Here is a 24,521-nt window from a genome sequence, read left to right as displayed (position 1 = left end):
GTACTGTGCCACCACTTTCACTACCATAAATCTAGGTTATATATCGGACTAATATCATCCGTACTTTCCCTAGAAACGTTTCATCGGAAGCAAGCCCTCCGCGTTGGTAGCTTACCACGTTCCGTCATTCTTATCTGTGCATATACACTTTTAGGTTTCTCCTATAAGCCTGTTATCTTGATATTGCCTGTAACAATATATGGACGTTCATAAAGGAGACTTTTACTAATCCACAATAACGACACTAATTGTGTCAGCATACCTTTCGATATGCTCCCGTTATAGACCCGTACAATCGGAGATTCGTCTGCACATTCAAAGCTCGTATTGCATTATTGTACATTCTAACCATAAGTGTTTTATAGACTCCCGGCCTATAGGCTACACCATCCACCTCTGGACAGCTTTCGTATCTTTTCGATTTACGGTAGCTCTCAGCCGACTTCTTCGAACTTCATACGATTTGGTTCTTGCTAACTTCGTCGCATGTCGAAGGTTTAGAGAAAGCCCTTCAAGGCGTTACCCTATCATTTGACTTTTCAGAATGACAGTTCACTGTTGAACTGTTGTTCGACAGTGCCTAAGCTTTTCACTTAGGAACGTGTCGTACCACCTTTTGGATCATTAGTGACTAGGGCTGGCTTTATTTCTGCACGAGAGTAGGCATCAATTGTTGGAAATACAAAGGTTTCCCCTTACCAGAACGTGTTGTTCCTATGATGAGGTTATTGACCGCACCATCATCTATTAACAAACGTCCCACTTTCAAACTTTTAGTCAATATTCTCCATTCTTTCCACTTGTCATACCATTGTGCTTTCCATGCTGTATGCATTTGATTTCGGAACGTTTCCCAGGAGAATGTATCATAGCGTGAAATGACAATACCGCCTTTTCCAGCATATCTTTCGGTTTTGTCTGGAATTGCTCGATACTGTTGTTTTAACTCTTCCAATGGAGAAAAACGACCTGAACCTTTTTGATCTTTGTTTAAATCTTTAAAAGATGATCTAAAGCTATATACCGTTTTTACAACAATGCCACACGCTACAAGGAAAACAATCATGTAGTAAATAGGATATTCTGAAACTGGCATTTGAAATAAATATCCACTCTCGATATGAAAAGGCTCTGGCTTTAGCACATTATTGAACGTTGTTCGAATGAGTTCTAAAACTAAATTCAATAGAAAATTTGAAACTAAAAAGATCCCAATAAATAAAAAAGCGCTCATGGGAATGAGCACTTTCTTTTCAGCTAACACGTATTTCATTGGTTTTTTTCATCATGCATGGGTATTATGACTCCCCCTTTATACAACTACATTTGATTTCCCATCATTTTGTTGCTGCTGGTTTTGATCTTGCTTCGGTTCTGGCTTATCTGGTTCTGGATCCGTCGGTGGTTCTGGGTCTGTTGGTGGTTCTGGGTCTGTTGGTGGTTCTGGGTCTGTTGGTGGTTCTGGATCTGTTGGCGGTTCTGGATCTGTTGGCGGTTCTGGATCTGTTGGCGGTTCTGGATCTGTTGGCGGTTCTGGCTTATCTGGTTCTGGATCCGTCGGTGGTTCTGGGTCTGTTGGTGGTTCTGGATCTGTTGGTGGTTCTGGATCTGTCGGCGGCTCTGGATCTGTTGGCGGTTCTGGATCTGTTGGCGGCTCTGGATCTGTTGGCGGTTCTGGATCTGTCGGCGGCTCTGGATCTGTTGGCGGTTCTGGATCTGTTGGCGGTTCTGGATCTGTTGGCGGCTCTGGATCTGTTGGCGGTTCTGGATCTGTCGGCGGCTCTGGATCTGTTGGCGGTTCTGGATCTGTTGGCGGTTCTGGATCTGTCGGCGGCTCTGGATCTGTCGGCGGCTCTGGATCTGTTGGCGGTTCTGGATCTGTCGGCGGCTCTGGGTCTGTTGGCGGTTCTGGATCTGTCGGTGGCTCTGGATCTGTTGGTGGTTCTGGATCTGTTGGTGGCTCTGGATCTGTTGGTGGCTCTGGATCTGTTGGTGGTTCTGGATCTGTCGGCGGTTCTGGATCTGTTGGCGGTTCTGGATCTGTTGGCGGTTCTGGATCTGTCGGCGGCTCTGGATCTGTTGGCGGTTCTGGATCTGTCGGCGGCTCTGGATCTGTTGGTGGTTCTGGATCTGTTGGCGATTCTGGATCTGTTGGCGGTTCTGGATCTGTTGGTGGCTCTGGATCTGTTGGTGGCTCTGGATCTGTTGGCGGTTCTACAGGTGGTTTCGGTTTATCTGGCCCTGGATTTGCCGTACCACCGTTCTCTTCTTCTAGTTTAACTGGTGGAATAACATCACCAATACTTGCAACAGATGAACCATCATCCTTGTTTCCAAATGCAAAATCATCGCCATCAAGTGTTGGTTGTGGACTTCCGTCCGTAATAGCTGCAATAATATTATCTTTTGCTGTATCGTTGAGGTTTTTGTCAGAGATCTCTTTATCAAATAATGCGATAACGCGAGAAGATGTTTCATCTCCATTTTGGAGATTACTTGCAACCGCCTTATCCTTGTAATGAATCTTCGATTTATCAAGTTCCTCTAACACATAAGCAACATCTTTATCCTTTCCTTGAATTACATTTTCTGTAATGGCTGCAAAATCTTTTTCATTTAAGCTTTCCGCTGATTTCTTATTTTCTTCTTTCTTGTTTTTACCAGCCTTTTTTGTAATAGCTGCCTTGCTTTTCGATTCTTTACTATCTTCACCAAATAAGCTACAGCCAAATATACCGCCTAACATCAATGAAGTACCAACGGCTACAACCCCTATCTTCCTAAAAAACTGATCATAATTCAGTGGCAATGTAATTCCCCCTCTATACTTCTTTCAAATCTTTATCAATTTTTTCTATTTTCGCTTTCTTTTCTTCTTCGTTAAGAGAAGATTGTTCTACATCACGTTTTTGTAACTCTTTGACCTCTTTCATAAGGTTTTTATTTCCTTGTGTTTTCGCAAAAGTAAAACAATCATCATATTTTTTAGATTCACATAGGCTTCAGCAACGAGCTTTTCACGCCTACCATCCAAATTTACTTTTCCTTTTAACCGAATGACATCTTCATATTTCTTATTAAGTGCTGACTTTTCAAAGTCAATCACGTCATTTTTAACATCAATCTCATCGAGTTTTTTCATATTGTCTATTCCGATGAAATAAGCAACAACACTTTCAGCAAATTTCGGCTCATACTGTAATGCCTTGTTTGCTTTTCCATTCAATAAATAAGTAAATAAAACTGCTTTTTGGCTATCTTTATCTAAATCCGTATAAGTTACCTTATCAAACTGTTTTGCCGCTTCTCCGTATTGTTGAATGGCTGCTTGCTGTAATCCTTTGACTAAATAGTTTTCAGAACCAGCACTTACACTAGAAGATGGCTTGGAAGAAAATATTTTAAAAGCAAATATGGCTCCTGCACCGACCAAAACAATACTTCCTATGACACTAGCGATAATCTTTAACGACTTCTTATTTCCCTTTTCAGCCTTTTCAGCTGCGTTTACTTCTTGTGGTGGGTTATGAGGGGATCTTCAATTCCTTCTGATTGCTCCTCTTCATACTCGTATTCCTCATCAAATGGAGAATCATTCATTTCCGCTTCTAACACTCCTAAAATCTCATTCTTTTGTTCTTCTTGTTCTGGATCTAATTGCATTAAATTCATTTTCTTATAAATGTGATCAAAAATGTGTTCTGCATATCCTGAACCAAGCGATAAAGTACCCTTATAAATTTCATTAGAATGTTCATCTAACAGGTCAAAATCAACACTTTCTTTACGTCCATCTTCCCTGAAATTACGTTCTAAACGTTTTGTTAGTGTATAGGCTTCTTGAAAACGATATTGGCTTTCTGACTCAATTTCTGATAGGTTACTATTCTTAAAAATTACAAACATAGCTTCTCCTTTCTTCTGTTTATTTCAAAATCCATGAAAAAGGGCAAGAAAAAAGCCATACCCCTTGCATAGCCTTTCCATTGCCCTATTGATATATTTTTACTATTTTAACCACAGAAAAGGAAATAAGATCTGACCAAATTTGATATTGCTATCTACACTTTCAGCTAAGTATGTGCATCCCATTACGATAACTAATCCAACTGCACCTCCGATAAACCACCCAACGCACTTATGTCTTCCTTGCTGACCACCCCAAATGAGAAGATAAGCACCCCAACAAAATACAATCGCTGTACTTACCATTGCACCTCTTTGCATCCAAGTAATTAATGAGTTCCCAGTATTCACTAAACCATCCATCGCATCACCTAAAACTAACATTTGAGCAATTGATTCAAACATACACATTCACTCTCCTCTTAATTTTTATATTTCAACAATTTGCCTAACTTGACTTTGTTCGTTTGGCTTACTTTCTACTTCAGCTGCTTGTGTTGGTGTTGCTTTAAATGCATTCAAAGCTTGCAAGATTAAATCTTGATTTTCCTCAATGTACTTCTGATGATGTAAATGAAGCCAATGGTTATAATCTTCACCATTGGCTTTTAAGAGGTTGGATACCATTTCTCTTTCTTTTTTAATTCTTTTGCGTAATCGTCACCTTATCACCACCTTTCAATGATACCGTGATTATTTTTGATATTGTTCTTTCGTATTTTTAATAAAGAAACCAACTTCTTTTTCAAATTCAGAAAGTTTAATTTCAGAAAGCTTAATTTCTTTTTTTAATTTACCATTTTCATAATATGCAAGAGAATTTCGTTTTTGTGATAGTCCAAAATCATGTGGATTACTTGTACCTGGTACATCTTCTCTATCCCCACTTAATTCTCTCACAACAATGTTATACTGTTGAGCGAGTTTTTTACATTATACAATCTGTCCTCTCTTCTTTTTTATCGTTAGATAACATAACAAATCCTGTACCGTCTTCACTCATGAACTTCTTCATTTCTAACGGACTTAGTTCCATTACTTCCCCTTTTCCTGAGCTTGAAAAGACAAATGTTGAACCAATAGCGATTGCTATAAAAAGTCCAACAACAGCGGAAATAATCCACGCTTTGCGACTCATTTCAATTCCTCCCTTAACCATATTTTTAATAAGCGATTTTGAAGTCTACTGAGAATCAAATCTGACTCCAACATCTGTCTTTATTATAGCAAGAAAAAGGAAACGGAAAGAAAAAATGGAAATGTCATTTGTGGCTGATATGACGAACCCTGTATTGGCATGCGTATAAAAGTTAATCCCGACTTAACTTTTATATGCCCAATACCGCACTATGTATTTTGGCATGAACGTAGAACCTCGCATATCTACTGTTTGTCATGTTCACCGCTTCTTCAGAATGTCAAACTGGGATATTCCTCACGATTACTAATGCTTACAGATCATTGATACACCGTACTTTCCTATGGTCACAGGCGAGTTTTACGTACCCACTCCCCAAACTTTGATCGTATACCGAACCCCTCTAGTGACCGTTTCAAGGGTGGCACGCTATATTCATTTCTCAAAGAACAAAACTCATTGTGCTACATTGTGCTATTCTCTCAGCACACTTCAAAATCGCTTGTTTTACTTACTTTTACCTTTTACAGCTACTAATTCAGCCTCTTTATGTTTTCGTTTTGCAATAAGATTCTGATGTCCATCCACGACCGAGCGAACTTGATAATAAATTTGCGCTACTTTTTCAATACTTCCTGTGCCATTTTCAATTGCAATGGCACCTTTCAGTTCATATGTCTTTCCATCAAAGGTTTTTACACTATGAGCTTGTGATGCTGCAATATCATAAAATGTGATTCTTTGTTCTTTTCCCATATGATCGCCTCCTATTTTTGAAATGAAGGGAGAAAAATTAATATCTCCCTCATCTAGTTTTCTAGCCATCTAGATAGGATAAAATAGTGAATAAGAACTTTATATCATGCTAGGATAGTTGTGTTGTACGAAGTTATAATGCGTTGTGCTGCTTCTTTACCGTATATGTGTTGTAATGCGGATTGAGATTCAACTACGATCGAATTCTGTACGTGGTATGTTGCACTTTCTTTTAAAAACTGCTCCATATGAGGGATGGGGTACAAATCATATTGATGAAATACCAGGTGAATTGGTCCTATATTCTTGCATTCTGTTAGATACTGAAGAAAACTAGATAACGCTTCTCCTCGATCTTTATACGTACTTTGTTCAGTTTCTACACTGATGTAAACGACCGCTTTCTCATACGTCCCGATTTGAAGTATTTCATAACCAGCTAACAGATCATGTTTTAGCAATTGGTAGCCTTGTTCTCGCTTTTCCTCGTGAGTATCGTTATAAAAGATGCCCTTCGGATCAAAAATGAAAATGTAATTATCTTTAGAATCTCTTACACCCTCTATAACCGTTCTGTAAGCTCCAAAACGGGCTTTTATTACATCAACAACCCTTTCTCCTCCATTCATATTCTTTAAAGTTCTAATTGCCTTTGAGTACTTCCCAGCTACTCCTAACATAGATTTCTCTCCTTTCTATTTTCATCTTCCTTACGTTTTACTCAACATTTTTTCGATTTCTCAATGCAAATATTGTTCCTACTAAGCCAAGTGCGATACTTACAAAACAGATCCACTTTTCGTACGGATTTTCAAGTTTCTCACCTGTTTCTGGAAGTTTTATTTCTACTTTCTGTGGTGTGTTTTTTGGTTATGTTAGTTTCAAAATTTGTTGTGGTTTCTCTGGTTGTGGTAGAACCGGATTTTCTGTTACTTTTGGTTGTTCCGGTGTTTGTGGTTGTGGCGTTGGTGGTGTAGGCTTTTTCTTATCCTTCGCAATATGTTTAATGCTTTAGTAATCTTTATTAATTTCAAAGATTAATAATTATGGAGCATTAATTGTATTTAAATTGCTAGAGTTTTTTACTATAATTAAACTTGTATAGTTATTTTATTTCTTGATTTAAGTATCTAATTACTATATTTCGGTTATTCACGAACTTTATAATACGTCGGTACAAAAAAATATTCTACGGGTTTGTTAAAAAATTCAGAGATTTTTTCAGCTCTTTCTGCATTAACGCCCGACTTGCCCCTTTCAATGGCATGTAACACTTGAGGTTTGATATTTAAATTTTGAGAAATTCGTTCCAAAGAATAATTTTGAGTTTTACGTTCGTAATATAACACCGTAATTTTTAACCTCCTTTCGGTTACCTTTATAAGCATGATATATCACTTTTAAAGTTAAATCAACCCTATTTTTGGTTATTTTTAGAAATATTTTTCGAAAAATCACTTTTATAGTTAAACACCCCTTTAAGTTACGGATACAATACACTTCATTTGGAGAATTACACTTTTTAGAAGGAGGATTACTAAAGTTATGAGTATTTTCGGCGCACGTGTAAAAACATTGAGACTTGAAAATGGTTGGAGTATGAAACAGTTAGGTGAAGAAATTGGAAACGTTACTGGGACATCTTTTGCTCAAACAACGATATCTAACTGGGAGAATAAAGGAGCTGAACCTCCTTACAGTATTTTAATTGTCATCGCAAACCTTTTTGATGTCAGTACAGACTTCTTAGTCGGTAATACTAAGAAGATTAAAGAAGAAAAATTATTTATGGAAGAAGATCAAACAAAAAAGACCTTGCTATAGAAGGGAAAGAACTCGAACAGAATCGAGAACTACCTTTCATGACACAAGATCTTTATCAAGAATTACTTACATTACCAACAGGAAAAAGGGAACAGTTAGAGAAACAACTAAATGAGTATACAGAATTCCTTGGTTATAAATACGAAAAGTTGCAAGAAGAATATATGAATTTCAGAAGATATCTTCAATACGAAATCAAAAACCGCTAGTATAAATTAGCTAGCGGCTTTTTCTTATTTAAATACTTCTATCTCAACATTAAGGATTGATATCCCATAGTAATAGTGAATCTAACAAATCTTACAGAACAGGATGCTTATACAATCGCTTTATGAATGGCTTCAACACCAATCAATATAGAGATTGCTGTTTTAAATGACTTGAATTCCAACATAGAACGCACACGTTTCTTAATGAAACGGTGATCTTGTTCCACTATATTATTGAGATATCTAACTTGCCTTCAGGCATATGTTTCTCTTCTTTCAACTCTTGAATCGCTACAGGATAGGCAGGGTTCTTATCTACTAGACATAGCTATTTCTACCTCATATGTATAACTATCACCCATACTACGCTGTATTTCATTCTTCATCTGATTTACGGCAGAAAGTTCTTGATGTTGCGTGACACTAATATTTAGTCTTATTATTTAATGTTCTACTACAAGTTCTTATATTTTCTCAATATTCAGACGAATTTTGAAACATAATACCATATACAGTAGGCAAATTTGTTATCTGTTATCATGTATTATAAGAATATTCCTTTTATTTTGGGATGATAAGGAGGATTATATGAACGTTCAGTTGAAGGGAAACGAACAGCTTACCGAACTACTAAATGAATGGTATTTGCAAATTCGTGCAAGAAATAGAGAAAATTCCACATGTCTAAAAAAGAAATTGAGGAACAAATTAATAACCTAAAAGACAATCAAAATTTACTTTTTATTATTCGCTTCTTGATTTTAGACATATCTATTTAATCAATAACTTGGGTATTTCTAAAAACAGTTTCGATAAAATTGAGGCTTTTGATACTCCAAGAGAAGATTTCCTAGCATATTACTATCATTTTTTAAAGCGATCCATTCCAATGTAATCGGAAGTTATAATTTAGCTAAAGAACATTATGACAAAGCAGAGTCTCTACTAATACACATTCCTGACGAGCTTGAAAAAGCTGAATTCTATTATAATTTAGCGATATTTCATTATCATATTTACCAAGTGCTTTTAGCAACAAAGTATGTAAATATATCCAAAGATATATTTACATATAACGCTGATTGTGAACTGAAAATAGCTTATTGTAATAACCTTTTGGGATTAGCTTGTACTCACTTAAAAGAATTCGAGATGGCAGAAGAATATTTTATTTCAGCTATAGATTTATTTCGCAATTTCGGTAATGAAAGCGATGTTTTGGTTACTCGTCAAAATTTAGGTTTAATGTACGCAGAACAAAAACGCTCTAGTCTTGCAATTCGCTATTTATCTGAAGTTAATCAAAAGATGCCAAATAACTATAGAGCACTTTTTATTGAAGCTAAGCAATATCTAAAATTAGGAGAAACAGAAATTGCATTGGGACTTATTGAAAAAGGGTTACAAATTTGTAACGAGTTAGAGATATTAGAATACCAATATCATTTCAAGATTCTAGAAAAACTGTGCAAAAAAGAGAATACTGAAATTTTAGAAAAGTGCACTTTAGCAGGAATGCAATACTTTAAAAAGAAAATTTATGGGAGTATGTTCAAGAGTATTATGAAATTCTAGCCCTTCAGTTCCATAATGATACACGATACGAAAAATCTAGTACATACTTTCTTTTAAGTTATCAAACAAAAGAAGAAATATTAAAAAGGAGTGTTGAAATGAAAATTTTAAAATTAAGTTTAGCAAGTATTATAGCCATTGGCATTATTACAGTTGGACATTTTTCAATTAAGTTAGATGTTCAACAAGCTAAAAGTGCAGTAGTTAGTTATGCACATGGAAATACTGGTTGAGGATCTTATCCACAAAAACAAAAGACACATTGTTCCTAGACGTTTGTAGCTTTAGAATAACGACTGATTAAAAACTTCACCATAACCCCCATTTTGAAAAAGATTGATCAAAATGGAGTGACTGATTTAATTAAGTATGTGATTTTTATAAAAAGATTGATCACTTTTAATGCTTGTTATTCAAGAAAAGCACCCGTTAGCTAAATAAGAAAGGGAACTTCTCTATGTTCCCTTTTCTACTTTAAACTTTAAAAGTATTAATATTTAGGAATATAAACAGACATCATATTACTCCATGTTTCAATATTATCTCTTAAACCAAACATTCGTTGCCCAATTATATGTTGTTCCGCAAATTCTTTTAGCTCATAGCCTAATTGTAAAATGAATTTAGTTGTGAAAATATTACAAATTTTAAGGGGAGCTATTTTTGCCTCCCTTAATTCACATTTTATGAAAAACATGCATTAACTCAACCAAACATTATGCTCGTTTTGTTCAATCAAACAAATTGGAATTTATCTAATTACTGCTTTAATATACGGGTACACAAATTTCACAATGATGATGATTATTAACCATTTTGACTACATACCTTTCGATGATTGGTCTTGCTTCATCAAATTGATATCCTTGCCCTGATAATTCTGGAAAAATATCAATCCACGCTTTCTGAACTGCTTCTGCTGTATGATTAATTTTAAAAACAGCATATTTTCCTCCAACAATATTACCTTCTCTTACATAGCCATCAGTTACTGAATAGTCGTTTGAAACAACTATGCAGGTATCATAACGACAGTTTTCAGGTTTAGTAGTTTCAGGATTATCCTGAGCAATTCCAAGAATTATGGATTCGTCATTAAATAAATGGTTAGATTTTGCCCATTCTTTTAATTTTTCCATTGTTCGCACATTATTAACTCCATAAGGGGCAATCTGCCTTATGTAAGCAATCTGATATGCTGGAATCTTTTCAATCATAATATCCATGATTTATTTGCCTCCTTTAAAGAATAAATAACTTGTTCATTACAAGATTACTACGATATAAAATAGCATACACAGCATTTTTTAAAATTGTTGACATACATTTCAAATATTTACATTTATCATTTTCTAATAGGTTAGTCTCCTTTAAAATTCTATTAATATATTCCCCTGTTATTTTGTCATTTCCTCCCCAAATCAGGACCATCCCCTTCTCCCCCAAGGCTTCACCCCGATTTTCAGGCCTAGAGGTAATGGAATTAAGTTCTTCCCTGAACAGAGAAAAGAGCCTGTTTTTCCCTCTTCTTTCATCCTCTTAGCTCCTTCACTTTTCTTCTTTCCCTTATTCTTCTGAACTGTATAGAAAACCATTTGGGCCATACCTGAAGACGTATCGAACCCTTACGGGACAAGGAATTGAAAGAGTATTGGACAAACGAATTCATCGTCACCTCAAGCAAACCAATGACTCTTCGAGAGTCGATGAAACATATATCAAAGTTAAAGGGCAATGGATGTATCTGTACCGTGCTGTTGATTCGAAAGGAAACACAATAGATTTTTGCCTAAGTAAAACAAGAGATCAGAAGGCTGCAAAGCACTTTTTCAAGAAAGCTTTGCGGTCTTTTCATGTTTCGCAGCCTCGTGTCATAACAGTCGATAAGAATCCGGCTTATCCTATAGCAATTGAACAGTTGAAAAAGAGAAAAGCATACCTGACGGTATGCAACTTAGACAACAAAGGTACTTGAATAACATAGTAGAGCAAGATCATCGCTTTATAAAAAAGCGAATCCGTTCTATGCTAGGGTTCAAATCTTTTGACACAGCTACAACCATTCTTTCTGGAGTAGAAGCCATGCATATGATAAAAAAGAACAGATTGATTTACGGGACCAATCTGTCCAAAAACAGAAAGAATTCATCCATCAATTGTTTGAACTTGCAGTATAAAATACGATTCCGTTAAAAATCTACTATTATCCGTATTCTTCTTCATATATTTGCACCAGAACCATTAACATAGACTAATCCCCCAAACTTATATTTTCTATTAAACTACCCTTATTCACCTTGAGTAATTCACTGAAAATACAGTAAATATCACATAATATTAATTATGTAAACTATATTTTTCTATTAATCTCTAAAAACAAAAACTTTCTCCAACTAATCGATTATATTTACGCATAAGATTGGAGAAAATAAACAATGACTACCCTCATAACTTGGTAAATATAGATAGCTAACAAAAATATCTCCTTCCCAAGAAGCTCTCACTTCAAACGAGCCGCATGGTTGTAAGCTGGTGAGTCGTGCACATAAATATCAATGTTATGTAAATAAATGAACCTCAATTAACCCATTTCAACAAAAATTAACATTAACATATCAACTGACATTAACATGTTAATAAAATCGAAGGAACAAACGTTAATCTCATATCAACTGCAATCTAGTTTATTAAGTAGATATCAACATAAATCACGTACCATTATCACAAATTCAAAAAACTATCGAACGAATAATACCTTACGGGGTTGATATATCTGCAATAGAAGAAGGAACTAATTTCACAGGAACTCACTAAAGAGACTATTAAATTAAAAAGTGTTAAAAAGCCTCTACAAGTATTCTCTGGTAGATCACTTATGAAAGACATCATCTTTAACACTAATGATAACCGTATCACATTTTTTCTACAAACAATCATCAAGTAGTCTACAATTTTATAGAGATGAGCCTTAAAATGCATACATCACTATCAAGCAATGTTTCAGCAATCACTTTAATTTTTCATCATAATTTAAGAAATTACTGTGCTCATTTTCCACAAAACACAGTAAACATATTTCTAGTGTGAAATCAGATTACTATCATTAATACAACATTGATATGCATGTGTTTTTTAGTCAATATAACATTAATAATCCGACAGAATTATAATTTCATAGTTAATGTCTTGTTAATATATTATTGATTATATGTTAATTTCATATTTCATGTTAATGTCTGCTTTGGAAGGTATTCGAGTTAATGTGAGCAATAAACGTTTAACATATCAATTTCATGTGATCTAATTAACTTAAACCACATGAATAACAGTCGAATTCGACCCATAGTCTCCATAATATTTCATACACAGTTACTTAAAGATGATTATCCACACATAAGTACACTATTTTGTACGCTTTATAAAAGCTTACTCATAGCCATCAAATGAAAGATCCTATAAACACTAGACCGACTAAATCTTTTCACCATGACAAAATACACTTAAATATTTATATTAAAAAGAAACAATGCAATCAATATCATAAATAACGGGGAACATACTACCAATACAGAGATTCGTATCACTCCAAAAGTAATTACACAGCTAGGTAGACATTAAATCCAATTGAGGATCAATAGTTGAACAAGATTACTTTGAAAATCTTATTCTTAACTCAAAGGTCTCTATACAACCTATTATTTATACAGATTTTTGTTTTATATTGCCTAGTATTATAAAAAAGCTTACCAGCTACACTACATTAACAGTGTGGCCTCTATTCTGCCTTTTTATACATTAAAATCTAAGAACTTACTATTCTCTTTTTCCACTGAATAAGGTTTTGATATCCTCATAATTTATTTATAAAATCTCTATATTTCTGTTTTATGAATACTAAGCAAACTAATATGTTAATCTCATATTTCATGTTAATGTCTGCTTCAGTAAAGATTTGAGGTGATATGAACAATAAACATTCATCATGTTAATTCCATATGATCTAATTAACTTAAAACATATGGATAACAGTCGAATTCAGCCTATAGGCCCAATAACATTTCATACTCAGTTATGTACAGATGTTTATTTGTACATGTAAATACTATTTTGTGTACTTTATAATCGCTTACTTGTAGCTAATTAGAAGCACTAGACCTATTAAATTCTATACTGTGACAAAACACACTTATATATTTATATTAAAAGAAAACAATGAAATCCATATCATTAATAACGAGGAACATACTACCAATACAGAAATTCGTATCACTCCAAAAATAATCAAAGAGATAGGTAGACATTAAATCCAATTGAAGATCAATAGTTGAACAAGATTACTTTGAAAATCTTACTCTTAACTCAAAGGCCTCTATACAACCTAGTATTTATATAGATTTCCGTTTTATATGGCCTAGTATTATAAAATAAGCTTACCAGCTACGCTACATTAGTAGTGTAGCTTTTTTCTATCTTTTTATACATTAAAATTAGAATTTAATAACTTACTATTCTTGTTTTCTACAGAACAAAGTTATTATATCCTCATAATTTGTTTACAAAACCCCTATATTTCCTTATCATTAATATAACATTGCTATTTATGAGTTTTTAGTTAACAAAACATTAACAATATAAACAGGTTGCAGATTTATAGTTAATGTTTTGTTAATACACTCTTGGTTATATGTTAATCTCATATTTCATGTAAATACCTAAATTAGTAGGTATCTGTATTGATATCACCGAAATAATACTTAACATGTTAATTTCAGTTCACATGTTAATTTCAATCCAAGTGTATATTTGATGATTTTTAAGGAGGTAGTTACAATGATTGATCAAAAAAACGATTCACAAGACCATCAAACACACGATGATGATATATTAAACGATAATGTTTTTGAGAAGGCATGGAGGATAACAGAATTCTCTAAATTAGTCGGACGCCACCATAATACCGTATATAATTGGTTCAATATTTTAGAAGAAAAAGGGCTACATGAAACTTTAAGAACCAATAACACAAACGAAAAACTCTATAATACTTTAGATCTTGAAATTGCTCTTTTCATAAAACAAAAAAGAGATGAGAAATGGTCTCTAGATGCCATTATTGAACTTTTACCACATCAATTTGATTTAAGACCAGTATCATTAGAGAATCAAACAAATGAAGTATCTACTCAATTAAACCTTCAAGCAACTGCAGAAATAATTGAAAAAATGGTAAATAAGCAGATAGAAGAAAAAATAAAAAATATTGAATCTCAGTACGAGGAAAAGATAGGAAATATATTAAAACAGTTACCACAACCAGAAGATGCAGAAGCTTTAAAATTACGTCAACGGCAAGAAAGACTAGACAATTTCATTATTGAACATAGAGCACGCCAAGAGTTAAGAAAAAAGCGGAAGACCTCTGGAGTAATAAACCTGATGAAGAACGTATTAAAAAGGTAGGATGGTTTAAAAAGAAGAAGACTTAGCTAAAAAGCAACTCTTCATTGAGCAGTACATACATGACAATATGATTGATTATATGAAATCTCTCATGGATACGGAGGAATAACAAAAAGGCTGGAGATAGCTCCAGCCTTTTTGTTATTTTGTAGTACCAAACATCTTATCTGGATCTAAAAATCCGCTAATTCAGCATCATCTTCATTTACTCCAGCTTCTTTATTTTCTTCGTCACTATCCATATCGATAAAATCTCCAAATGCAAAACCTAAGTCCTCATCATCATCTATACTTTCTATTGTACTAATTTGAGACTTTTTATATTGAATTTGACTTTGTTTCACTTTAAATTCATTAAACTCTTCAACTAATCCTTTAGATAACCTTGATGGTAATGCATCAGTTTTATAGAACGTATATACACTTCCCAAGAAATCATTCTTACTTACTAAATACCCGTTAAAAACGGTACCGTTTATAGGTAGATTATTTGAAACTTCTACTTTAGCATCATCCATAAAGGAATCATCAATGTTTTTTGTTCATCTAGGATAGCAAGCATACCAAAATGATGCACTTTTGATGCTTCAACAGAACCATCATTATTCTTTTTCATCAAATCAATTGGATGATGGAAAGAGCTTCCGCTTAATGATTCTTTAAACATCTCTACAATTGTATGGCTATTTTCTATCTGGTTCATATTACGTGAAATCTTATTAATTACTAAACATCCCGTTTTCTCAAGTAAAATACGTTTAAAGTCTTGCGAATCAAGTATTACAGATGTACCAGAGCCATTTGTAGCTGTATTTAGCTCATGAATAATTTCGCTAATGCGTTGATTTGCATAATCACGTGCATTGGCAATACCTTTTTCTCATTTTCATTTAGCTCTTTAAATTCATCGTAAAAGTGCTGATTATCAGCAAATACTACAAATGCTACACCTTTTGATTTATCGTTAGCTAATTTCCAAATCTCCTGAGAAAATTTATTAACTTGTCTTAGTACATCCGGTCCATCTGCTCTTACTGGAAGGGTTACAACAATCCCCATTTTAATAAAGTCTTTACGCTCAATAGCATTTTCAAAAGCTATTCTTGCAAATTTTGCTTGATTAGCTTTTATCTCTGCCATTGGATATTGTTGTGCAACTGTTTGTAATTCTTGTCTAATTATAGGCTTGTTATGAAAAGCGGAAAACTCTTCAATCGCCTTAATAATTGTAGAAGTTCCTGTTCCTCCACCTAGACCTGCAAAAAATAAAACAAGTTCATCGGATGGTCTTACACGTTCTGTGATAAATTCTTTTAATTTTTCTTTTGCATCATCATTTGAATCAAGCACTTTTACCGCACGCTCGGGGTTTTTACCTAAACCACCTAATTTAAGTGATACTTGATTGCTTTTTGGTACATTTTTTAGTTCTGCTAGATCTCCATCATTGCTGTTTAATGCTAAGCAATTATATACTGCTGTTCCATCTGTATGTTTATATTCAGCAAATTTATCTACCATTCTAGTACCAGCCTGACCAAAACCAACCATCGTCATCTTAACTGCTACTTCATTCTTCAAGAAATTTTTCGCCATTATTTTATCTCTCCTTATTAACTTTTTTTCTTTTCCCTAACTCAATAAGTACTTGTTGCCCTCTATAAGTTGAAATCAAAAATTTATACGGGTGCATAACCTTTTCATAGATTAAGGACATTGATGATAATGTACTAACACTTATTTCAGCTGAACGTCTTGATATATTTGTGCGCTCAACTTCTAATGAATAAGATTTGCCTTTTGTTTTCTTTACTCTCCTATCTATGACTACATTTTCCACTATTTCATTAATCGATATGCCCCTCATGTAGTTGGTTTCTTGAAATTGTGTATTAACTACGTTCCCTATGTATAGAAAGACATTATATAGTATCTCGTCTTGTTCAAGAATGTCTGCAAACATGTTCACTACTTCATCTGTAAATCTTATCGTTTGATACTTTTCACTTAAAACCTCGTTCAAGTTGTCCCCCCTTAAAGCGTTGGTTAATTATTCCTAGAAACATAGTACATCATTATAAGACGTATATCAAGGCATTATATATAAAACTTACATATAGAACTTATATGTAGGACTTATAAATATCATCATCAAAAGAACCTTTAATTTACAAAGGTTTATGTATACGCCTTATATATACAGCGTATACATACTATGTTAATCTTTTATTTCATGTGATTCACATTCTAAACTTTTAATAGAAAAGATTTCACTATCATTACTATATTCATTACACATATCCCTAAAAAATAGCACTATACGTTGATATGAAACTCACATATTGTATAACATGTCCATTATACACTGTACATACAAGGCTTATTTACGCAGCGTATAATAAAACCTTTATATAAAAAGGTTTTACCTTCTTATATATCAATTTTATATCAATCTTAATATAATAAGCAGTATATATAAGACTTATATATAAGTCTTATATATACTGCTTATTACGAACAAAAAATGCAATGCTATAACAGCATTGTATTTTTAGTGTTTATATTGCTAAATAACTTTCATTTAGTGCCTCGAACAACTCATGCTGAGTATCTTTCTTGATTAACAGTTTGGTTCTATACGATACATCTCTTGTTAGGGGAGAGGTTGTCAATGTCATGTTATATTGACGTATCTCTTCACTTAACTCTGTTGTTAGTTCACAAAGTTGTATATACAGCAAGAAAAAATGTGCTTCTTTTGGATCTAATTCATTATCTTTTTCAGTCATTTCTAGAAATTTATTTGTGAATGTTGTTAATTTCATATCCACAAAATCATTCTGGCTTACCTGTAACTCCATAACTGTTAGTAACGGTGGTAAAATGGTTCTTCCGCAATTTTGGTAAAGCCTTCTCATGATATTATAGTAATAAAAAGTCATTATGGGAGGAGTTTTACTTGGAACTGCAAGAATACCTGTTCATCCTGAAATTTTAATAAAGAAAAAGAAGAACCTGTAGAAGAAAAGATAATGGAGAAACATACGCCACAGTACAGAGAACCCGCGTATACTTCTACTGTCCCACTTGTACCACAAGAACAAGAACTTCAAAGAAATGCAGAAATACATGGGAAAAATACCACTGCAAATCTTACTTTGCAATGGTTAACACAAATGAACGCAGCAGCACAACAACAGACTGAAAATAATGAAGATACGCTAACAAATTCTAGTTCAGAGACAATGGAAGAGAAGGAGAGCCGTATACGTAAACGAAAAACTGCAGAGGTTGCCCCAGATAGTGAAGAAATCAAGAACAGGTTAACAAAACTTATTGAAAATGATACAAAATAGGAAAAAGCAGGGTAGTCACTTATCTGAATAAGTGTCGATCCTGCTTTTTCCTATTTACTTTATAATGCTTTATCTTACATCGTTTCAATTATCTTTTGTCTTTCATACCATTTTGTTAATTTCTCTTTCACGCTTTTGGATAGCCGTTTCATCTTTTGATTGCAGAATCTTGATAAAGTAGCAGGTGATAATCCAATTTCATCTGCAATTTCACGCATAGTTACATGTTTCTTTGTATGTGTATACATGATTTTTTCTCTAATTATATGCTCCATTTCATCTGCACTATAAGACGTTGATTCTTTTTCAGGTACATCAACTAATTTTTTCTTTACGAGATTTTCCGTATTATGCATCAGCTCTTCTGGTGGTAAAATGATAATCCCTAATTTTAAGTAATAATTTTTAAACCAGTTTCTTTTCCCCAAAATCGATTCATCCATTTCTTCGCTATAAGCCCAATGTGAAATCACTTTTTCTTTTTCTAGATCCATTAGAACATTTTCTAATTGTTCACGAATACGATTTGAACGTCCATTTTGATCGATTCCCATAACGGCTAACAGTCCCTTATCTCCGCCAATGGAATAAGGTCTTTGTAAATTACTATATCTTTGACGAATTCTCCATTGCCAAGTAAGGTAACGGATGAGCCTCTTATGGTATTTATGTCTATAGCTATTATACTCAAGGGCTTTTTTGACAGTAATGCAGTCGTAGTACTTGAACCATATAGGTAACTTGATAAGAAACTTCCTGGCTTGATTCTGCAAGATTCAATACCCATATATTCATTCGTATTTTTGTCTCTCCAGAGAACAACAGAATCTAAAACAAATAGCCTTTTAATCACTTCACGTTTCACTTCAAAGCGTTCACCTGGTTCAGCACGATCGTTTAATACAACTACCTCATTATCATCATTTAGATAAATAAAGATACTTGCTAATGCTGCAATACGCTGCGCAATCTTTATTTTATCTTCTGCACGAAAGTATTCAATTCCATTGGCAGTTGCTTTTGGAATATTACACATATCTAGCACTTGTTCATATGAGAAATCAATAAATTCATCAGGGGACTGTGCTTGATTTAACCATTGAATGGTAATGGAATCTAAACAGTCTGCTGTTAAGTCATCCATATTACTTATTACACCATCGACAAGTTTACTCCATCGTGATGCTTCATCCGTATTTATTAACCTTAGATCTTCATCTTTATGTGAAGAAAGTTGTGCTACACCATTTGCATTTTTCGCTTCTATTGGATATACCTTCATCTTTGTTGTTTCATCTTCTTCAAAGTTGTTCTTTGCGATTCCATCTCTTAGTTGATAATACATAGCAGAATTATTTACTTCAAAGTATTCATCATGCGGTACATCAACATTTAAACTTGGTTCGTTTATGGAAGAAATCTGTTTATCTATTACAGTTACACTTTCAAACTCTTGTTCGATAATTTTTCCTATGGAACGCTCGATTTCAACCTTATACTTTTCAATGTTCGCATAGATTTGTAATAAAGATACACCTTGTTCCTGTTGCTGGCCGAGCCAAGAGACGAGGGCAGAGAAAGAAGGTGAAACGTTGGCTGAAGTTACAATCTTGTCATGATTCGCTTCTACTTCTTGATAATACGTATTCCATTTAGACCACAGCTGCTTATTCTCTTGATAAATGGGGGCAGATAACAATAGTGCATCTCTAAACAGTTGAAGTACCTTTTCCATACTTTATATCAACCTCCTTAAAACAAACTACATTCATATTATGAAATGGTATAGCGGTATCCTGGCAGTATACGCAAAAAATGAAACGTTATCAGAATAATCAGTTCGATTCAGTCTTTGACATCAGCAGCTTTTTTACTGTTTAAAACTCAAATACCGAAAATAATCTCTATATTTCATTATATAAGACAGATTTTATTTGTAAAATTACAATCTTACACTAGGAAAGAGAAACACGAAACCCTATAGCTATATCTTGGTCACGTTTCACATTGTTCTATTTGTGCTATCTGCGTATAAATTTCCGATTTCTATGCCCTAAAAAGCATTTCATGTACACAAATTGTGAAATCTTATAGCGGTATCCTGGCAGGTTGTAACTACACCTTGAAACGTGAATGCTCCTTTAGTGTTTCAAAGCACAACATCTTATAGCGGTATCCTGGCAGGTTGTAACTACACCTTGAAACGTGAATGCTCCTTTAGTGTTTCAAGGCACAACATCTTATAGCGGTATCCTGGCAGGTTGCATCTACACCTTGAAACGTGGATGCTCCTTTAACGTTTCAAAGTACAACATCTTATAGCGGTATCTTGGTAGGTTGCATCTACACCTTGAAACGTGAATGCTCCTTTAACGTTTCAAAGTACAACATCTTATAGCAGTATCTTGTCTTGGTAGGTTGCATCTACACCTTGCAACGTGAATGCTCCTTTAGTGTTTCAAAGCACAACATCTCATAGCGTTATCCTGGCAGGTTGCATCTACACCTTGAAACGCAAATGCTCCTTTAACGTTTCAAAGCACAACATCTTATAGCGGTATCTCGGTAGTTTACAACTACATTTTGAAACGCAAATACTCTATTAGCGTTTCAAAAATAAATATCCAAAAAAATTTCAAAACCCCGATAAACCCTTGATATAAAAGGATTCTTATTCAAAATAAGATTTCAAAGTGCAACATCTTATAGCGGTATCCCGGTAGAAACTTTTTTAACAAAAACGCTCCAATCCCTTATATATCAAGGGGTTCATCCATTCGTTTCCTAAATAGACATTTCACGAAACATGAAACGCTATAGCGGTATCCTGGTAGCATGTCGTTTCAAACATGAAACGCTTATAGCGGTATCCCGGTAGTAATGATTTCACCAAATCTCTTACAAACGCTTATATACCAAGGGGGTTCTTGACTTCCATTAGAAATGGTTCGTTTCATAAAATATGAAACGTTATAGCGGTATCCCGGTAGTATAAAATTGATTAAAGTCTTAGAAATCCCTTTATATCAACCTTTCAGACGTATTTTTCGATTTTCCGTTTCGTTTCATCATTAAAAAATGGCATAGCGGTATCGTGGTCATAAAAAATTTTTACCCATCTCTGAATCCCTTGGGGCACAAGGGATTCAGACCCGTTTCATCGTTTCATCTTTTCTCTTAAAGAGCCACCTTTCAGCAAAATTCAATTTGATATAATCAAAAGTGATATTTTATATCCTATTTTGATAGATATTACATTGAATAAATGAAAGGAGGTGAAAAAGATGGCGAAACCATTTGTTATTAAAAACAAACGTAGCTTAAACGGGGAACCAACTACTGCCGTGTTAGTTACAATTAAATCATGGCAAAAACTCGTTGAGGCTATGGAAGATAAGTACTATAGCTATAAAGATACCTATCTAGAGGATATTGTAAAGTCTATGTCATACGAAGAACGACTTGCAGATGAGGAACAGTTTGTTGAAAAAGCGAAGCCATCTTTTCACTTCAAATGAAACATGCCTTTTCTAAAGCAAACGGGCGAAAACATAAACTTTATGGTATTACAAATGCAGATTTAGAAGTATTTCTATTCTTACATAAAAAATGTAATACATTTGGTGTACTTTCTCATGTGTCGGTACACATGCTATGGGAAGACTATAAAAACTATAAAGAAGCATTTGCACATATTCATCATTCGCAATTCTATATTGCGTTAAAGAAGCTAAGCCTTCATAACATCATCCAAATCGAAAATGAAATGGGTGGAAAACATAGAATTACATTAACTCACTTCATGAATGAAGAAACAAATAAAGCGAACCCTTATACCTTTATAAGCCCTGTCGTGTTTACTAAAGCGTTTTTCGAACTGTCAGTAGCTGCTAAAAAGCTATTTATGGATGTTGCAATGCAACAGAAAAGAGAAACTACTTTAAAACGCTCACTATATAAAACAGATGAACAAGGACAACAAACTCATTTTGGTGGTATGTATTGTTTCTTACATAAAAAATTTCCACACCAAATACGTTCTGTCATGAGTGAATTAACACATACATTCTCTTGCACGGGATCTGCCTTATTTAAAATTTGCAAGTTAGAAAAAGGCAAGAAGAACAAAAAACAGTATACAATACTGCATCTATCTGTTCATCCTGATTTTCTCTGTGAAAAAGAAGCAGGAGAAGCGTACCGTGATCCATTTACGCCAAGAGTTACATATGCACGTAAAACAAAGTTTATTGAGAATCTATTAAGTGAAATGAATATTGGTGAATTTACCAAAGATATGAATCAGTTTATTAATGTCCTTAAACATAGCTGTCATCGTCAAATTCGTCAGGTTATTCGTGGCCTACGCGATATGATTGATCGACAAGAAGGATATCCGAAAAAACTTGTTTATACATTACGTAAACTGTTAAATCAATCTTCTCAATATCGGGTACTGGATGCAGCTGCAAAAGAGGGTATGTATCCACTTATTACACATCATGTACCACAAGAAAAACAAGAACAAGCGATATTCGATTTTGGTATACATTTCTCTATGTACTCCATACGTAATGTGAAGAAGCTATTTCATAATGCTTATGAGCTGCTTCATTCGAAATACGCTGTCCCAGTAACTGAAACAGCATACCATCAAAATTACATGAAATATCAAGAAGAATCGTTATTTAGAAAATATGCCTTTGAGCAAGGTGTGCATATCCACGCATATATTGCGTTAGAAATCGAAATTCGTGAGTTGTTGAAAACGAAAGGGCATAAAGAGCGATTTATTCCTAGTGATATTCGAGAGCTGTTCCTTGAAAAAATAGATAGATTGCCGAAAGAAGATCTTCGTGTAATCGCAGTACCAGAAGACTTCGAACTGATTCGTTTTCTGCACTCCTTAGAAGAGTGTTACCGGAAAACGAAAGAAATTCCTTCTGTCGATCAACTACTTGTAGCAATGTAAGTATAGGCGCCCTCCTTTTTGAAAAAATCAAAAAGGGAGGGCTATTCGTGTTGGCTTTGCTTCTTTCTCTTATTCATTCGGACAAAAAATTTGTTTCCTTTCCCTTCATTGATTCGTAAAATACTCTGTTATTTATACATTTACATACAGGTTATGAGAGTTATGTATGCTAATCCACAGACTTCAGGTTTATTTTTCTGAATTTTCAAACGCAATTATGCTTATATATCTACATATTATCACCAAGATTTTTTAATAATGCGTGGATATCTGGACAAATCAGACCTATTGTGAATAGAAATATAGAATAATTGCTGATAGAATCGAGTTTCACTTAGAAATCCACTTAAAATCGACAATATATCTGTTAATTATGTTTATTGAGTGCGTATTGTTTATAAAGCTGTTTGGATTGTTGATGAAATGTGAATAGATTTTCACTATTTGTGGAAATCTTGTTTATAACAGTATCCATTTATAGATGTATTTGTTATACATTTTTTGTATTAAAGAACTTTTGAATTTATGTAGATATCATGTGTTACGTTTCTGATAAATTGTAGATTTGAAGTTTATGAGACCCCACTTCATCACGCTTGATTACGTTACAATAAAATGGAATTTATGATTTTGTACGGTATTTGTAACGTGAACCCCTTGTCTCTCAAGGGATTGCATACGTTTTATAGCATGTATAATAGTTTTATCTTTAATTCTTTTTAATATAAAGATTTATATTATATTAGGTTTTATTATTAGTTATATTTACTAAGAGTAAAAAGGTACCTTCAATAATTTTGTGTAAATAAAGGATTCCTTTTCTTGTAGAAGTTCTTTAATTTTTGTCTTGAAACATCGCTGTTAGTTCTGATCGAGCTTAATCGAAGCCTAAATGACATCGAGTTGTGAAGCGCTTTTTGACCTATTTCCAGATTATTAGCACGATAAATGGATTTGAAGTCATCACAAATTTCAGCACGGTCACTCATACGTACTTTATGTGAGATATTACGTGAAATATGGACGCAACACGCTTGGTATTGCACTTTTGGATACACGGTAAAGATACTATCTGTTATGCCTTTTAAGCCGTCAGAGATGAATAAAAGGACTTCTTCTACACCACGTTCTTTTAGATCTTCAAGAAGTTTTTCCAGATAAATGCTGATTCTGTTGGGGCAATCGTATAAGCGAGTACTTCTTTCGAACCATCTTCACGAATACCAACGGCAATATATATGGTTCTGGTGCAAATATGACGTTAAGGGAAACCACGAGGAGGATGTGATTTCAGGGAAAAAATGAAATAAAAAAGGTATTTCAAG

General features: G+C 34.0%; 13 protein-coding genes and 14 pseudogenes. 8 read left to right on the top strand and 19 right to left on the bottom strand.

The genetic code is table 11. The annotated features are described in order from the left end of the window. Nucleotides 1–611: 611 nt before the first annotated feature. The 11 genes and pseudogenes from QRE67_RS29010 to QRE67_RS27365 all read right to left on the bottom strand — a co-directional run. Nucleotides 612–760 (bottom strand): annotated as a pseudogene (locus tag QRE67_RS29010) (type IV secretory system conjugative DNA transfer family protein); the annotation flags it as partial. Between the two features lie 105 nt (nucleotides 761–865). Next, nucleotides 866–1,273, bottom strand: a pseudogene (locus tag QRE67_RS29005) (hypothetical protein); the annotation flags it as partial. Nucleotides 1,274–1,312: 39 nt separating this feature from the next. Next, nucleotides 1,313–2,809: a hypothetical protein gene (locus tag QRE67_RS27405; RefSeq protein WP_286125614.1), complete on the bottom strand. Its 1,497-nt coding sequence runs from the start codon at nucleotides 2,807–2,809 to the stop codon at nucleotides 1,313–1,315. 13 nt (nucleotides 2,810–2,822) lie between these two features. Next, nucleotides 2,823–3,906: pseudogene (locus tag QRE67_RS27400) on the bottom strand (hypothetical protein). A 102-nt stretch (nucleotides 3,907–4,008) separates the two neighbouring features. Then, complete coding sequence (locus QRE67_RS27395) at nucleotides 4,009–4,311, bottom strand: hypothetical protein (protein ID WP_483298648.1); 303 nt, start codon at nucleotides 4,309–4,311, stop codon at nucleotides 4,009–4,011. A 24-nt stretch (nucleotides 4,312–4,335) separates the two neighbouring features. Further along, complete coding sequence (locus QRE67_RS27390) at nucleotides 4,336–4,533, bottom strand: hypothetical protein (RefSeq protein WP_286125612.1); 198 nt, start codon at nucleotides 4,531–4,533, stop codon at nucleotides 4,336–4,338. Between the two features lie 66 nt (nucleotides 4,534–4,599). Beyond that, nucleotides 4,600–5,044, bottom strand: a pseudogene (locus tag QRE67_RS27385) (hypothetical protein). A 507-nt stretch (nucleotides 5,045–5,551) separates the two neighbouring features. Beyond that, nucleotides 5,552–5,800 (bottom strand): hypothetical protein, encoded by a 249-nt coding sequence (locus QRE67_RS27380; protein ID WP_286125611.1) that lies wholly within the window; start codon nucleotides 5,798–5,800, stop codon nucleotides 5,552–5,554. 104 nt (nucleotides 5,801–5,904) lie between these two features. Then, a complete protein-coding gene (locus tag QRE67_RS27375) occupies nucleotides 5,905–6,480 on the bottom strand; it encodes a DEAD/DEAH box helicase family protein (RefSeq protein WP_286125610.1) in 576 nt (191 codons plus the stop codon). Between the two features lie 37 nt (nucleotides 6,481–6,517). After that, nucleotides 6,518–6,808 (bottom strand): annotated as a pseudogene (locus QRE67_RS27370) (adhesin); the annotation flags it as partial. Between the two features lie 140 nt (nucleotides 6,809–6,948). Then, complete coding sequence (locus tag QRE67_RS27365; RefSeq protein ID WP_286125609.1) at nucleotides 6,949–7,149, bottom strand: helix-turn-helix domain-containing protein; 201 nt, start codon at nucleotides 7,147–7,149, stop codon at nucleotides 6,949–6,951. 196 nt (nucleotides 7,150–7,345) lie between these two features. Here QRE67_RS27365 and QRE67_RS27360 point away from each other — a divergent pair, with 196 nt between their 5' ends. Further along, on the top strand, nucleotides 7,346–7,624 hold the full coding sequence (locus QRE67_RS27360; protein ID WP_286125608.1) for a helix-turn-helix domain-containing protein: 279 nt from the start codon (nucleotides 7,346–7,348) through the stop codon (nucleotides 7,622–7,624). Between the two features lie 38 nt (nucleotides 7,625–7,662). Next, nucleotides 7,663–7,833: a hypothetical protein gene (locus QRE67_RS27355; protein ID WP_286125607.1), complete on the top strand. Its 171-nt coding sequence runs from the start codon at nucleotides 7,663–7,665 to the stop codon at nucleotides 7,831–7,833. A 107-nt stretch (nucleotides 7,834–7,940) separates the two neighbouring features. Here the strand turns inward: QRE67_RS27355 and QRE67_RS27350 are convergent. After that, nucleotides 7,941–8,152, bottom strand: a pseudogene (locus QRE67_RS27350) (DDE-type integrase/transposase/recombinase); the annotation flags it as partial. 269 nt (nucleotides 8,153–8,421) lie between these two features. Here QRE67_RS27350 and QRE67_RS27345 point away from each other — a divergent pair. Next, nucleotides 8,422–9,497: pseudogene (locus QRE67_RS27345) on the top strand (response regulator aspartate phosphatase); the annotation flags it as partial. Between the two features lie 9 nt (nucleotides 9,498–9,506). After that, nucleotides 9,507–9,641, top strand: coding sequence for a hypothetical protein (locus QRE67_RS27340; protein ID WP_286125669.1), 135 nt, complete (start codon nucleotides 9,507–9,509; stop codon nucleotides 9,639–9,641). Between the two features lie 534 nt (nucleotides 9,642–10,175). On the opposite strand, the gene QRE67_RS27335 is transcribed toward QRE67_RS27340, so the two are convergent. Next, entirely contained in the window at nucleotides 10,176–10,634 is a 459-nt protein-coding gene (locus tag QRE67_RS27335) for an AraC family transcriptional regulator (RefSeq protein ID WP_286125606.1), read from the bottom strand. A 425-nt stretch (nucleotides 10,635–11,059) separates the two neighbouring features. On the opposite strand from QRE67_RS27335, the pseudogene QRE67_RS27330 reads away from it, so the two are divergent. Beyond that, nucleotides 11,060–11,585: pseudogene (locus QRE67_RS27330) on the top strand (IS6 family transposase); the annotation flags it as partial. Between the two features lie 2,653 nt (nucleotides 11,586–14,238). Beyond that, nucleotides 14,239–14,977: pseudogene (locus QRE67_RS27325) on the top strand (MerR family transcriptional regulator). A gap of 32 nt (nucleotides 14,978–15,009) precedes the next feature. On the opposite strand, the pseudogene QRE67_RS27320 reads toward QRE67_RS27325, so the two are convergent. The 3 genes and pseudogenes from QRE67_RS27320 to QRE67_RS27310 all read right to left on the bottom strand — a co-directional run bounded on the left by QRE67_RS27320 (nucleotide 15,010) and on the right by QRE67_RS27310 (nucleotide 17,693). Beyond that, nucleotides 15,010–16,464, bottom strand: a pseudogene (locus QRE67_RS27320) (FtsZ/tubulin family protein). A gap of 4 nt (nucleotides 16,465–16,468) precedes the next feature. After that, a complete protein-coding gene (locus tag QRE67_RS27315) occupies nucleotides 16,469–16,891 on the bottom strand; it encodes a hypothetical protein (protein ID WP_286125605.1) in 423 nt (140 codons plus the stop codon). 535 nt (nucleotides 16,892–17,426) lie between these two features. Then, on the bottom strand, nucleotides 17,427–17,693 hold the full coding sequence (locus tag QRE67_RS27310; protein ID WP_286125604.1) for a hypothetical protein: 267 nt from the start codon (nucleotides 17,691–17,693) through the stop codon (nucleotides 17,427–17,429). A 207-nt stretch (nucleotides 17,694–17,900) separates the two neighbouring features. On the opposite strand from QRE67_RS27310, the gene QRE67_RS27305 reads away from it, so the two are divergent. Beyond that, the gene (locus QRE67_RS27305; protein ID WP_353507095.1) at nucleotides 17,901–18,224 is read left to right on the top strand and encodes a hypothetical protein; all 324 of its coding nucleotides are present in this window, start codon (nucleotides 17,901–17,903) and stop codon (nucleotides 18,222–18,224) included. A 74-nt stretch (nucleotides 18,225–18,298) separates the two neighbouring features. On the opposite strand, the pseudogene QRE67_RS27300 reads toward QRE67_RS27305, so the two are convergent. Together QRE67_RS27300 and QRE67_RS29000 are read right to left on the bottom strand one after the other, a co-directional pair. Next, nucleotides 18,299–19,644 (bottom strand): annotated as a pseudogene (locus tag QRE67_RS27300) (helix-turn-helix domain-containing protein). A gap of 27 nt (nucleotides 19,645–19,671) precedes the next feature. After that, nucleotides 19,672–19,959: pseudogene (locus QRE67_RS29000) on the bottom strand (XRE family transcriptional regulator); the annotation flags it as partial. A 1,549-nt stretch (nucleotides 19,960–21,508) separates the two neighbouring features. Here QRE67_RS29000 and QRE67_RS27295 point away from each other — a divergent pair. Next, nucleotides 21,509–23,196: pseudogene (locus QRE67_RS27295) on the top strand (hypothetical protein). 788 nt (nucleotides 23,197–23,984) lie between these two features. Here QRE67_RS27295 and QRE67_RS27290 read toward each other — a convergent pair. Further along, a pseudogene (locus QRE67_RS27290) lies at nucleotides 23,985–24,436 on the bottom strand (transposase); the annotation flags it as partial. Between the last annotated feature and the right edge of the window lie 85 nt (nucleotides 24,437–24,521).

The sequence above is a fragment of the Bacillus sp. DX3.1 genome (assembly GCF_030292155.1).
Taxonomy (GTDB): Bacteria; Bacillota; Bacilli; order Bacillales; family Bacillaceae_G; genus Bacillus_A.
This window is presented reverse-complemented; position numbering and strand designations above follow the sequence as displayed.